Annotated in this window: 12 protein-coding genes, 1 tRNA gene and 1 pseudogene; 5 read left to right on the top strand and 9 right to left on the bottom strand. The window is 44.0% G+C overall.

The features are described 5' to 3' along the window. The 3 genes and pseudogenes from QZU77_RS08660 to QZU77_RS08650 form a co-directional block, all read left to right on the top strand. Positions 1-484: pseudogene (locus QZU77_RS08660) on the top strand (formylmethanofuran dehydrogenase subunit C); the annotation flags it as partial. A gap of 50 nt (positions 485-534) precedes the next feature. Beyond that, positions 535-825: a DUF2097 domain-containing protein gene (locus QZU77_RS08655; protein WP_295603140.1), complete on the top strand. Its 291-nt coding sequence runs from the start codon at positions 535-537 to the stop codon at positions 823-825. Between the two features lie 122 nt (positions 826-947). Next, positions 948-1,238 carry a DUF2097 domain-containing protein gene (locus QZU77_RS08650; RefSeq protein WP_295603138.1) on the top strand — a complete coding sequence of 97 codons (291 nt, stop codon included), beginning with the start codon at positions 948-950 and terminating at the stop codon, positions 1,236-1,238. Here QZU77_RS08650 and QZU77_RS08645 read toward each other — a convergent pair whose 3' ends face one another. The 4 genes from QZU77_RS08645 to QZU77_RS08630 all read right to left on the bottom strand — a co-directional run bounded on the left by QZU77_RS08645 (position 1,239) and on the right by QZU77_RS08630 (position 5,941). Then, on the bottom strand, positions 1,239-2,921 hold the full coding sequence (locus QZU77_RS08645) for a DUF128 domain-containing protein (protein WP_295603136.1): 1,683 nt from the start codon (positions 2,919-2,921) through the stop codon (positions 1,239-1,241). Between the two features lie 40 nt (positions 2,922-2,961). Then, positions 2,962-4,317: a type I glutamate--ammonia ligase gene (gene glnA / locus QZU77_RS08640; protein ID WP_295603134.1), complete on the bottom strand. Its 1,356-nt coding sequence runs from the start codon at positions 4,315-4,317 to the stop codon at positions 2,962-2,964. A 237-nt stretch (positions 4,318-4,554) separates the two neighbouring features. Continuing rightward, entirely contained in the window at positions 4,555-5,721 is a 1,167-nt protein-coding gene (locus QZU77_RS08635; RefSeq protein ID WP_295603132.1) for an aldo/keto reductase, read from the bottom strand. A gap of 110 nt (positions 5,722-5,831) precedes the next feature. Then, positions 5,832-5,941, bottom strand: a tRNA-Met gene (locus tag QZU77_RS08630). Between the two features lie 232 nt (positions 5,942-6,173). Here QZU77_RS08630 and QZU77_RS08625 point away from each other — a divergent pair. Together QZU77_RS08625 and QZU77_RS08620 are read left to right on the top strand one after the other, a co-directional pair. Continuing rightward, positions 6,174-7,424, top strand: coding sequence for an adenosylhomocysteinase (locus QZU77_RS08625; RefSeq protein ID WP_295603130.1), 1,251 nt, complete (start codon positions 6,174-6,176; stop codon positions 7,422-7,424). Between the two features lie 31 nt (positions 7,425-7,455). After that, positions 7,456-8,106 carry a DUF2119 domain-containing protein gene (locus QZU77_RS08620; protein WP_295603128.1) on the top strand — a complete coding sequence of 217 codons (651 nt, stop codon included), beginning with the start codon at positions 7,456-7,458 and terminating at the stop codon, positions 8,104-8,106. Between the two features lie 252 nt (positions 8,107-8,358). Here the strand turns inward: QZU77_RS08620 and fen are convergent, their stop codons facing one another. Genes fen through cyaB form a run of 5 tightly spaced genes read right to left on the bottom strand, consistent with a single transcriptional unit; the run spans position 8,359 to position 12,944 of the window. Next, on the bottom strand, positions 8,359-9,342 hold the full coding sequence (fen, locus tag QZU77_RS08615; protein ID WP_295603126.1) for a flap endonuclease-1: 984 nt from the start codon (positions 9,340-9,342) through the stop codon (positions 8,359-8,361). A gap of 11 nt (positions 9,343-9,353) precedes the next feature. Beyond that, positions 9,354-9,917 (bottom strand): chorismate pyruvate-lyase family protein, encoded by a 564-nt coding sequence (locus QZU77_RS08610; RefSeq protein WP_295603124.1) that lies wholly within the window; start codon positions 9,915-9,917, stop codon positions 9,354-9,356. 14 nt (positions 9,918-9,931) lie between these two features. Continuing rightward, entirely contained in the window at positions 9,932-11,185 is a 1,254-nt protein-coding gene (gene hacA / locus QZU77_RS08605) for a homoaconitase large subunit (RefSeq protein ID WP_295603122.1), read from the bottom strand. Between the two features lie 9 nt (positions 11,186-11,194). Further along, positions 11,195-12,358, bottom strand: coding sequence for a homocitrate synthase family protein (locus QZU77_RS08600; protein ID WP_295603120.1), 1,164 nt, complete (start codon positions 12,356-12,358; stop codon positions 11,195-11,197). 46 nt (positions 12,359-12,404) lie between these two features. After that, entirely contained in the window at positions 12,405-12,944 is a 540-nt protein-coding gene (cyaB, locus tag QZU77_RS08595) for a class IV adenylate cyclase (RefSeq protein WP_295603118.1), read from the bottom strand. Positions 12,945-13,532 lie beyond the last annotated feature (588 nt).

Raw genomic sequence — 13,532 nt, 5'->3', positions numbered from 1 at the left:
AATTGAAGGAAACACTAAAGAATTCACTGGTGCTTCTTACATTGGTGAATGGAGAGGTATGACTGGTGGACAAATCGTTGTTGGCGGTAACGCTGGAAAACAATGTGGTGAATGTTTAACCGGTGGTAGGATCCACGTTAAAGGTAACTGTGATATCTTAGCTGGTATTCACATGACCAAAGGGCTCATTGAAATTGACGGTGACGTAAACCGTTGGCCTGGTGGACAAATGAAAAACGGTAACATCGTTATCCACGGATTCCTTGGAAGATTACTCGAAGGATTTGTCCTCGACGGTATCGTTGTAGATCCTGAAATTGAAGGAAGTACCTTTGAAGGTAAATACATTCACTATACTGGAGATATTGGTCTCAACGGTAAAGGTAACCTTTACTTAGACGCTGAAGCTAACAAAGAAAAATTAGCTGAATACGGCGAATTAGACGACGAATATACTTCAATCAGAGAATACAGGAATTTATAATTCCTTCTCTCTTTTTCTTTTTTTTAAAATAATTTTTTGAGTTGGTAAATATGGTTGAAGAAGTAGAAATGACTTTTGAAGAGGTTGTCGAATACGTTAGAAATAAGGTGCATGTTGGAGATGTTTTTGAAATTTCATATAATCGTATTTTTGCACCTGGTGAAGTGTTAGGTCTTACTGAAGAAGATGAAGTGACTGGAGAAGGCCTTAGGGTTGGTTTGCAATTGACCGGTGAAATCCTGAATCAATCCGTTGAAGTTGACTTGCATGAGATTGAAGATGACCTGCTGGAAATCCGTCATATCCATGATGGCAATGAAATTGTAATAGAAGTACTATAATCTCTCTTTTTTTATTTATTTTCTTCATTTTCATTCCTCATCGAAAAATTTTTTTGTTCGTATCATAACAAACAACTTTATATATGATGAAACATACTCATTATTATAAGAAGGTGACAGTCATGAAAACACTAGAGTTAACAACAAAACAAGCAGTTGAATATTTGAAGGAAAACGTGAAGATGCATGACAACATTGAAATCTCATACAACAGGATTTTCGCAGAAGGGGAAGTCCTGAACGTTGACTTTTCAGAATACTTCGGTAAACCTGGATTCAAGCTCCTCGTATCCTTGGATGAAAGCGAACTTGGAGCAATAGTTGAAATAGACGTTTATGAGGTTGAAGATGACATCATCGAATTCATACATTACCCAAAAGATGGTGAAGAAGTGGATGTAACTGTGGTATAGTTACAATCTATCCATTTTTTCAAAAGGCAGCAGCTTCTCAATTGCCTTTACCTCGACATCGACACCATTTTCCCTAACCGCACCGATTGAATTAAGGCCGCTTCCGGCAACAACACCGAAATTATAGTTTTCCGCCTTGGCATTGTATGTCACTTCCCGAGGCTTTCCTATTTTATAGATTGAAAAGCCGATCTTGTCCAGGGTGTCCAGCAGCTCCACGGCATAGTCCCGTGCGATATAAGGAATTTCCTTGAAACCCGCCAGAATCTTTCTCGGGGAACTTTCACTTGAAATGGATGTCATGTTCTTTGAGAGGAAAATCTTGTGGGGGTCGACTGTAGATCCGTTATATGAAATCAGCTCGATGAAAAGCGGCGGTTCGGTCAGCTCAAGCAATCCTCCGTATTTCGGATTGGACATTATTCCATTGTTTATAAGTATTCCGTCAATGCTCAAGCTACAGATGGTTGCAATTCCCACCTTTTCATCATTTTCAGGATGATTTATTAGCTTGTAGTAGGGATTTATGTATTTCGGATTGTCGTTATAGGTCTCTTCCATGATGCTTAATGCGTAATCGACATCCTTCCTGTTCAGGTATGACACGTTTGAGATGATGTTTCCTTTTCTTTTCTCGACATCGAAGTTCACCTGCTGGATCAGGTTCCATGACTTTGAAAGCAGGAAAGGTATTTTCGGCTGAATGTCATGCTCCACCGGCTTCAGATGGTTTCTTATCTGTCCGGTTATCGGTGAGAGTGTCTTGAAGTCCATTATCTCTTCAGCTATTTTGATGTCGATTTCCTCACCTGCCTCCTGTATTGCGCAGAATGGGGTTATTCCTCCAACCACTGCGATTCCAACCATTCCGTCAGGCACTGGTATTCCAAGGATGTCCTTTCCCTCATCGGAAACTCCAAGAACTCCTCCTATTCCGATGCCGTCAAGCTTTTTGAGTATCTCAACGGTCTTTTCGCGTCCGACTCCAGGTATGAGCCTGAAGTTGGCGGGGATTATTCCGTCGCCTGTGCTTATGACATCATGTATGCTTGTCCTTTTGGGACTTGAGAAGGCATCCAATGGTGTCAGTGATGTTTTCTTGTATGATATGAGTTCTTTGAACCTTATTGGCTGTGAGTCTTCTATTTTAAGCAGTCCTCCGTATTGGGGCTGTGATGATATTCCCTCATTGAGGAGTATTCCGTCGATTGTTGTTCCGCACAATGTGGTGACATCAATTCCTCCTCCACTTTTACCTTCATTTATATTGACGTAAGGACTAACAGAAAGACCACTTTCAATAATTCTTTTAAGTATATTGATTGATTCTTCATTATAAACGGTTGATGTGTTGACTACAACATTTCCTTCCTGCGTGATATAGTTGAAGTCAGTCAAATAAATCATTTCCTCGAATTTTGAGTAGATGAAGTCGACCTGGTCATAAATCAAGCCCTTCTCCAGCTTCTCACGACCGAGGCTGGTGATTACCCTGCCCGAGTAACCCTTCCTTTCGGTAAAGCCCTTCTCGTCCAAAACCTGCATATGATAGCGCACTGCACGCTCGCCCAGGTTAAAACCCTTCTCCTTCAGCTCATCCGCTATCAGCTTTGAACCGGTAGGCTTTTCCTGCTGACTCAATATCCTCAATATTTCAATCATGCGATGCTCGGATTCGGACATAAAAAAGGCTCCATAAAATTAAAAAAATAGTGTATCTGGATTAGATATCCAAATACTTTCTCTGCTCGTATCCAAACACTTGAACACGGTACTCGTCCCATTCCTGATACTTGAGCTCAAGGAACTTCTCGCTGACGTGAGGGCCTAAAGCGTTCAATATCAATGGGTCCTCTTCAAGGGCATGGTAAGCTTCCCAGAGACTGGTTGGCAATACCTTGATTCCCCTGTCGGCTATTTCCTCTTCGCTTAACTGGTAAAGGTCAACTTCCACTGGGTCTCCAGGATCAATCTTGTTGACGATACCGTCAATACCAGCCTCAAGCATCACTGTGAAGGCAAGGTATGGGTTACATGCAGGGTCAGGTGACCTGTACTCGATACGTGTTGCCTTACCACGTGCCGCAGGAACCCTGATGAGTGCGGAACGGTTCCTTAAACCGTATGCTCTGTAGACCGGTGCCTCATAACCTGGAACCAGACGTTTGTATGAGTTGACAATAGGATTGGTGATTGCAGTAATTGCCGGAGCATGCTTAAGCAGCCCTCCCATGAAGTGAAGCGCATCCTTTGAAAGGCCGGTTTCTGAATTAGGGTCTGAGAACAGGTTCCTGTCTCCCTTAAAGACTGACTGGTGGCAGTGCATTCCACTTCCGCTCACTCCGAAGAACGGCTTAGGCATGAATGTCACCCTGTAGTCCATCTGGTCGAATGTGGCCATGTTGTCCACGATTGCCTTGATAGCCTGCTTGAATGTGATTACGGCATCAGCGGTTTTCAGTGCGTCCTTGAACTTGAATGCAATTTCGTTCTGACCCGGCGCTACCTCGTGGTGGGATGCTTCCACTTCAAAGTCCAAATCCTCAAGGTTCAGGGTCAGCTCACGTCTGAAATCAGGTCCCTTGTCCAAAGGCTCAACGTCAAAGTATCCCGCTTCATCGTATGGCATAGGATATCCGTTCTCATCGATGTCCACGATGAAGAATTCAGGCTCCGGTCCGATGTTGTATTGGAGCCCCATGTCTGCAATGTGCTTTAGGGATTTCTTGAGTACTCCCCTCGGGTCTCCTATGAAAGGTTCGCCGTCGGCTGTCCACACGTCACAGATGAATCTGCATGTTGCGGATTCCTCCGGTCTCCATGATAATCTTGAGTAAGTGTCAATGTCAGGTTTCAATACCAAGTCACTGTCGTTGATTCCTACGAATCCTGCAATGGATGATCCGTCGAATAGCATTCCTTCGTTGAATAATTCTCCCATGTCCTCGCCATTGAATGGTATGACGATGTTTTTTACAGTACCGTTAATGTCGACAAATTGAAGACGGATGAATTTGATGTTGTCCTCTCTCATTTGCTCGACTACTTTTTCTATTTTTTCTTCTGGAATATCGCTCATTAAAATCAAGCTCCACAATATACTAGTCGGAAAACATCTTCCTATTGAAATTATATTTCAAGTTCGTAGTATATAAATCTTTATATATACTGTAATCTGTAATTTTTAGTATATAAAAATAGAAGTTTTCAAAAATTTAATAAAAAAAGTATATGAAGTTTTAAAATTATATAGTGAACTGTTCAATACAAATCTAAAATGGATAAAAAATTTGACTTAAATGTACAATAAGCCAAATCAGAAATGATCAAACTCGCTGCCGAAGTACTCATAGACCTTCTGAAGCTCCTCAGGAATATTCAGCATCTGAGTGCAGAACGGAATGCATTCCATGCACTGAACGCAGCTGTCCGCACGGGAGTCATCGTCAATCAGGCTGAAGTACTGCATCGCACTGGCCTTGGGATCACCCATCATATGAGCGATATTGTACTCGGTCAGGCAGTTTATGATGTCCACGCCATGAGGGCAAGGCATGCAATATCCGCAGCGAGTGCAGTCATTTCCGAGAAAAGTCCTGTAAGTGCGCGCTACCTCACGGATGATTTCCTTATCATAATCAGAGATTATATCCTCTGTCGAAGCGATCCTTATGTTGTCCTTGACCTGCTCCAAGCTGGTCATTCCGCTGAAGACGCAATCAACATCATCACGATTCCAAAGGTACTGAAGGGCCCACTCCACCGGAGTCCTCTTGACCTCGGCCATATCCCAGATTTTCTGAACCTCGTCAGGGATGTTATTCACTAATCTTCCTCCACGAAGAGGCTCCATAATCATGCTTCCCATATTGACCTGCCTGAGGTAATTGGTCCCCATGACTCCTGACTGGTAATACTCATCCAGATAGTTCAGCTGGGTCAGGGCTACCTCCCATTTAGGATACTCGTCAATGATCTCGATGACATAATCCACCTCAATGTGTGAGGAAAAGCCCACATGCTTCACCTTTCCAGAAGCAAGTGCATCATCCAGAAAATCAAAGACGTCCAGGTCCCTGACCTTCTCCCAATCCGGAACTGTCAAGGAATGGAGAAGGTAGATGTCAATGGAATCGGTCTGGAGCTTGTCGAGCTGCTCATCAAGAAACATGTCGAAATCACTTTTCCTCTCAACGGCCCATACAGGGGATTTTGTCTGAAGGATGATGTCGTCCCTATATGAATTCTCATTTAAAAACTCGCCAAGGAACCTTTCGCTCTCGCCGCTTCCCTCCAAGCCTTCGGAATGGTAAGGGTAGGCGGTGTCTATGATGTTGACTCCATTTTCAATCCCATAAGCAAGCATCTTTGAGGCTTCCTCCCTGTCGATATCGGCATTGTTCCTTTTGGTGGGAAGTCTCATTGTTCCAAAACCAAGCCTTGAAACCTCAAGACCGGTTTTTCCAAGTGTATTATATAACATTTCAAATTCCTCAATTCTATTTTTAGTCAAAAAAAGTATAAAACACTTATGATTTGAAAAAACCTAGTTAAAAATAGTAGTTTAGATGGAAATATTCCTGGGATATAGGATGCCGGGGGCGGGATTCGAACCCGCGATCTCACGGTATCCCAGGAATAAGCTAGAGCACTGCTTTATTACCCTATGAGCCGTGCGCTCTAACCAGCTGAGCCACCCCGGCATCTAACAAATATATATATTTTAATCATTACATTTAAAGTTTTTGTTTTTCAGGGTGATTTTAGTGATGTTGGAAGGAATTTTTGAAAAATTAACACTATACTTCAACTGATAAAATTAGAATCATTTTCAAATTGACCGCATCAAATCCAATTTAACACTAACAAAAAAGTTATATTTAATAACTTCCAAGTTATAAAGTTAATTATTACTAAATTTTTAATGATGATATTATGAGTAAAGTTAAAGACATGTCACTCGCACCTGAAGGTGTGAGAAAAATAGAATGGGTTCAAAAACACATGCCTGTTTTGGAACACATCAAAGCGGAATATTTGGAAACTCAACCTTTCAAAGGAATCACAATCGGGTCCTGTTTGCACCTGGAGCCTAAGACAATCAACCTGGGACTCACCCTCATGGCCGGAGGGGCTGAAGTTGCAATGACCGGATGCAACCCGCTATCCACTCACGACGATGCAGTGGCTGGGGCAGCAGACCTTGGATTGAACGTTTACGGCTGGAGAGAACAGGACGATGAGGAATACTACCAGACAATCAACATGGTGCTTGACCACAAGCCTGACATAATCATTGACGACGGAGCGGACATGATCATGGTTCTTCACAATGAAAGAACAGAACTCCTGAAGCATATCAAGGGAGCTTGTGAGGAAACCACAACTGGTGTTCACAGGCTACAGGCAATGCACGCTGACGGAGCATTGAAATTCCCTGTAATCGCCGTTAACGACGCTTACACTAAATACTTATTCGACAACCGTTATGGTACAGGACAATCCAGCTTCGACGCAATCATGGGAACAACCAACATGGTCATTGCCGGAAAAACCGTAGTCGTGTGCGGATACGGCTGGTGCGGCCGTGGACTTGCACTCCGTGCTGCAGGATTAGGCGCTGATGTAATAGTCACTGAAGTCGACCCAATCCGTGCATTGGAAGCAAGAATGGATGGTTACCGCGTAATGACCATACGTGAAGCAGTAAAACAGGCAGACCTGATTATTACCGTGACTGGTAATGCAGACATCATCTGCGGCGACGACTTCAAGTACATGAAGGACGGATGCATGCTTGCAAACTCCGGACACTTCAACGTAGAAATCAACAGGCCAGACCTTGAAGCAATCTCCACTGAAGTCAAGGAAGTGCGTGAAAGTATTGAGGAATTCACAACCAAGGACGGACGTAAGATTTACCTGCTGGCTGATGGTCGTTTAGTAAACCTTTCAGCAGCCCGTGGACAGGGACACCCTGCAGAAATCATGGACATGAGCTTTGCAGTGCAGGCACTATCCGCAAAACACATCCTTGAAAACGACTTGCCTGTTGGAGTCACCAAGGCACCTGATGAAATCGACTACAATGTCGCAAGCATGAAACTCAAGGCAATGGGCATTGAAATCGACTCATTAACCGACAAGCAAAAAGCATACATGGCAAACTGGCAAGAAGGAACATAATATTTTCCTTCCCATTCTTTTCTTTTTTTTCATGTCCTACTTCAGATACATTGACAATGGAGACGGACCCGTCAAGCTATTCATAGGAGGGATCCATGGAAACGAGGGATACACTTCCCTGAAATTCCTTGAAAGAATCAATGAGGATGACTTATCCAGCGGACAATTCTACTTCTATAACTTTGACAGGACACCATACATATCAACCATCAAGAAGGAGTACTACGAGTCAGAACTCGGCGCAAAGATACTTGACCTTATAGAGTACTTTGAACCGGACTTCTACACTGAACTGCACTGCTTCAACCTAAAAAACTACAATAAGCTAACATCGATGGAGCGCTACGAGCGCACAGGCATTCCTCCCCTGATAGAACTGGGAAACCATGTACTCGTCTCATCGGTCTCACCATTGATACGCATGACCTACTTTTCAACCGATACGGTCTGCAAGACACTGGAGATACCATGCTTCGAGAAGCTGACACCTGATGTGGTCAGTGAATACGGTTTTGACAAGTCCAAGGCAGTCGAAACCTATGAAAAACTATTCAAACTTATTTTAAGGGCACCTTCACGAGAATATTTTGAAAAACAGATGCTCATTGACTATGCCGATCAGGTTGACCTGGCGGTTAAATATGCAAAAAAAGTTTTCGGCGAGGACTTTCCTCCCTATTAGAAATAGCATTGATGATTTCCGGGTTTTTGTGGTGGTGAGAAACCATCAATACCATTATACTTTTAAGGACTCCATAGAATATATCCCATACGAGAAACTGGCGTTCACCGTCCCCTTGACAGCTGCCGTTTCCAAAGTGTTTAGTTAAAAATACAATCTGGGGTGTGTGGTGGTAGATTGCATATTTTTGCATAGGATATTTGGAACCCTAATATTAGTTTATTTTCACGAGTATTTAAACCTATGTTAATGTTAAAACCATGCGTCAAGACTGCCCTGTGAAGAGTTCAAGTTCTTCAGTTTATCGCTTGCCTTAGCCACACGCTCCTGTGAGAACCCGTGATCGAAGCATAAAAACTCTATTATCTTGTCCTTATCGGGTTTTCCCCATTTGATATTGTAGTCTGTGTTGACGTTATGGTTCAGGAATATTTCACGGACTTCGTCAAGGTCATGTGAGGATTCCTTTTGAAGTTCATATATTTTTTCTTTCAATTGATTGTTGCGTGCGAGTTTCAATGCTGTCTTCGCCCCGACTCCCTTCATGCCTTCGCAGAAGTCTGTTCCGATGAGTATTCCCATGTCAACGAGTTCTTCACGTGTGATGTTGAGTTCCCTGAGCACCCTGTCCAGCCGGTAGTACTCGAGGTTCTTGGCGTTGGAGTTGACGGCAAGGTTCCTCACAACCCTTTTCGCTCCGAAAAGCAGGCAGTCATAGTCCTGTGACGCCACAGCATAGGCGTCCCCCTTGGAAACTAGATATGCGGCCTGCGCCTCTCCCTCACCTTTGGCCTCAATATAGGGTATTCCCATAAGTGTCAGGAGCTTCTTTGATGATTCGATAATCTCAGGCGACAGCTTGGATGACCTCATGGCGTATTTTCTTGCCTTCTCGGTGTCTCCCTCAGCCAGCGCCTCCTTGAATATTCTTTCTGACTCCTCTCGGATTTCCCTTCTTTTGGCTTGGGTTTCGCTTTTGAGTTCGGGTGCCTGGCCGTCAAAGATATATATTGGCTTTATGCCGTTTTCAATCATGGAGGAGTTGCGGTAGAGTATTCCGCTCAAGTGTGAGGTCACGTTGCCGTTCTCATCGCTCAACGGTCTTCCGTCCCTTTGCCTGATTGTTGAGAGGAACTGGTATAATGTATTGAAAGCGTCAATTGACACGACCCTTCCCTCCAGGTCCTTGATGCTGATTTTTTCCGGTTCAATAATATCCTTTAGCTTAACACCCATTTAAAACACCATCATATTTCTGTAAAGTAACTCACAGGGAACATTTCCTTAATCCACATGAGTATCTCGTCATTGTTTATTATCACATAGTCACGGGCCAGGAAATCCTCGTCGGTGTCGAACAGTTCCTTCAGCTTGTCATTCGGCTTTTCGATGAATATGTTGTTGACTTCCCTTCTTGACTCCACATGATAGTTCTTCAATATCCTTCCGATCGGTATGTCGGCCCTTAGAAGGTCATTGCAGATTTCCCTTGTGCATCTTCCCAGCGGCACGTGGGATATTGCGTATATTAGTGGCTGGTCGCCCTTGTGCATGAGAACTTCCCTGAAGTTGATCTCATCGCCCTCATTCACGTTGACCAGTTCTGCGCGTTTGGCGTCTGCCTCCTCAAGGTGCTGGTCTATGGTGTCAAGTGTGATCTTGCCGTAGAGCACATCGAGGATGGCAGTTATTGATCCGTCTGTTGTCAAGAGTATTTTCTGTGTGTTTGAGAATTCCTGACCGTAGTCCTTTTCAAGGTCATTCATCTTCTCGATTAGTCGTTTGTTAGCTTCGTTCTTGTCCTGTGCCATTTAAATACACCTTTTTATATGTCCTTTGGATTGGTGATGACTCCTGTCAGTGCGGATGCGGCAACCACCTTGGAGTTTGACAGGTAAACTGAGGATTTGGGGTCTCCCATTCTTCCCTTGAAGTTACGGTTGGTGGTTGATATGCATGACTCGCCCTCGGACAGCACGCCCATGTGTCCTCCGAGGCATGGTCCGCAGCCTGGGTTGCAGATTATCGCTCCTGCGTTGATGAATGTGTCAATGTATCCCTCATGAATCGCCTCCTGGTAGATTTCCCTTGAGGCCGGAAGGATAATCAGCCTTACGCTGTCGTTGATGCTTTTTCCTTCCAGGATTTCCGCAGCATCCTTCAGGTCTGAGAGCCTTCCGTTTGTGCATGAGCCCACGAGGCACTGGTCGACGCTTGTTCCCTCAACCTTGCTTATGTCCTTGACATTGTCCACGTCATTCGGACATGCTATCTGCGGCTCCATGTCTGTGATGTCGAATTCAAGCTCCCTTTCATATGCTGCATCCTTGTCTGAGCGGACTATGTTGAGCTCGGATTCCTTTTTGCCTGTCCTTTGGCATATGTAGTCGATTACTTCCCTGTTCGGCTCCATTATCCCGTTCTTGGCGCCCATCTCGATTGCCATGTTGCACATTGTGGCACGCCCTTCAACGCCCATGCTCTCGATGACGGGTCCTGTGAACTCTGCGGTCTTGTAGGTTGCGCCGGCTATGCCTATGCTTCCGATAATGTTCAGTATGATGTCCTTCGGTGCGATGTAAGGATTCATTTCACCTGTCACTTCCATCCTGATTGCCTCAGGCACCATGAACCATGTCTTGCCGGTTGCCCACACCATCGCAAGGTCTGTTGCACCCATTCCGGTTGAAAAGGCTCCGAAGGCACCGTAAGTGCAGGTGTGTGAATCGGCGCCGACAATGACCTTGCCCGGTTCCACCAGTCCCATTTCCGGAACGACCTGGTGGCAGATTCCCTCTCCGTGAATGTAGTTTTTAGTGATATTTTGCGTTTTGATGAATTCACGGCAGACCTTCTGGAACTCCGCTGAGCCTATTGTGTTTGCTGGGATGTTGTGGTCAAAGATTATTGCAATCTTTTCCGGGTCCCACACCTTGTCGGTTATCTTTTCAAATGTCTTTATGGCTGGTGGGGAGGTTCCGTCATGTGACATTGCAAGGTCCACCGGGATTTCAATGATTTCCCCCGGTGTCACCTCATGGCCAGCCTTTGCGGAGAGTATCTTTTCAGTAATGTTCATTTTGACTACCTATTTCTTTGTGTTTTTAACGATTTCCCTGAATACCTGATCGTTAATGTATTTTCCTTCTTCCCTTTGCTTCTTGACCTGTCTTACAATCTCAATCAGCTCATCATCGCTCACGTCAAGCTCGCACTCGTTGAGCTTGGCCCTGACCGCACGGCATCCTGAGTGCTTGCCCAGAACAAGCTGGCGTTTCTGGCCCACAAGCTGCGGCAGGTATGGCTCGTAGCATAATGGCTCCTCGATGACTGCATCGACGTGGATTCCGGACTCGTGGCGGAATACATTGTTTCCAACAACAGGCTTGTTGTATGGAATCGGCAGTCCGCTTGCGTTTGACACGAGATCAGACAGTTCCTTGATGTACTTGGTCTTGAACCCATAGTCCTTGCCGTAAAGAATCTTGATTGCCATGATGAGTTCTTCAAGGGATGCGTTACCTGCCCTTTCACCGATACCGTTGACTGTGGTTGAAATACCCTTTGCGCCTGCAAGGACACCGGTGATTGAGTTGATCACGGCCAATCCGAAATCATTGTGGCAGTGAAGGGCCAGCATGACATCAAGGTCCTTCACAAGCTCTCTCACCATGTAATCGATACCCTGAGGTGTGATTGCACCGGTTGTGTCTGCTATATGAACCCTGTCGGCTCCGCATTCCTGGGCCTTGCCGTAGATTCTTTTCAGAAACTCGATGTCGGTACGTGTGGCATCCTCTGCGGAGAAGGCAACGTACAATCCATGGTCCTTTGCATAATCCACTGCTGATTCGCACAGGTTGATTGCATCCTGCCTGGTTATGTGCATCTTATGGTCAAGGTGGATGTCTGAGGTTCCCACGAATGTGATGATTCCGTCAACGTCACAGTCAAGAGCGGCATCAATGTCCTCCGGCTTTGTACGGGTGAGGGCGAGGATGTCGGCATCCAGTCCTTCGCCGGCTATGGTCTTGACGGTTTCCTTTTCCCTTTGGGAAACAATCGGGAAACCGGCCTCGATTTGATGGATCTTGAACTGGTCAAGCTTTCTGGCTATTTCCAATTTCTCATCCGGACTGAAGCAAACTCCAGGAGTCTGCTCACCGTCCCTGAGTGTAGTGTCATAGATGAGAAGGTCATCCGGGAAGTTCAATTCATATTCCTTATTGTAATGACTAATAAAATATTGCAAAATAATCACTTCTATCCTATAAATTAATTCTAATATATTATATTAGTCATCCAGTATTATTTAAGTTTTCCAATAGTTCCATATATGAGGTTCTCTCAAACCCGTCAGTGATGCCCAGCATTTCGAAAAGCTCAAATATCTTATCCTGAGCCTCACTGTAGTCTGTGCCGTCATCCAATGCCACTTCAATCTCCATGTATGGAGGGAGTCCCTCAACATCATCCAGTGAGATTTCAAAGTTCTCGTAAGTGTAGTACTGCCTGCTTTTTCTCACTTTCCTTGCCGGGGTGAAGCCGATTTCAGCGAATATGTCCGCTGCCTTCTCGGCGCTTTCAATCCTCATCTCCACTTCCTTTCTTGTCTTCGCGTCACTGTTGAGCTTAGGACCCTTATATGTGATGAATGTGTCATTGTTGGTTGTCCTTATCCTCAACGCCTCATCGGTTTCGGCATAATCAACAATGGGGCTTTGGAAGTAGATGTCCTCCTGGAACTCGGTCTTGGTCTTGGCGGCGCCGAGCCTGTAGAGCCTGTCTTCCATATCGGCAAAATCATCAATTCTTGCTTTAACTTCAACTTCAATCATGAGCATATGTTTGTCGGGGTTAGTTGTTATATGTATCTAACCTGATGATTTCATGTTCACTTAGTAACAACTTTTCATTTTGATTTTCATTCATTTCATCATTGTTATGAAGTTATATCATCATGTTTTAATTAAACATCGCTGTCAAGTTTTTTTAATATTTTAGGCCTTTATATTATTTAAATATAATGTTAAGATTTTTCATGTGCTTGTGATGCATTTCAATAAAATCAGTATTCTTATAATGCAATTCTACACTGTTAGAACAATTTTTCATTCTCATACAATTTTTTCTTGTTTTCCACATTTGAGAGTCCAATGCCTCAAGCCATGTTCATGGGCAATGTTTCATCCGATTAATCTTGATAGTCTCCTTTATAAGTGGTGGTGTTGCAATCATTGGATTTCCAGTGCCAATCATTTAAAAAGGATTGTTTTTAGATTTTTCATTTTCCATGTTTTTGTGAAAAATTGATTATCGCCGAGTGTTCTTATGAATCAATGGTTAAAATTAGTAACATTTATAAATAAGTATTTGTAATATACCTTTTCGGTAATATATAAATGAAAGTTATTTATAGGATAAAT

This window comes from uncultured Methanobrevibacter sp. (assembly GCF_902774605.1).
In the GTDB taxonomy this organism is placed as follows: Archaea; Methanobacteriota; Methanobacteria; order Methanobacteriales; family Methanobacteriaceae; genus Methanocatella.
The sequence above is the reverse complement of the archived record's forward strand: the minus strand, read 5'-3'. Positions and strand labels throughout refer to the sequence as shown.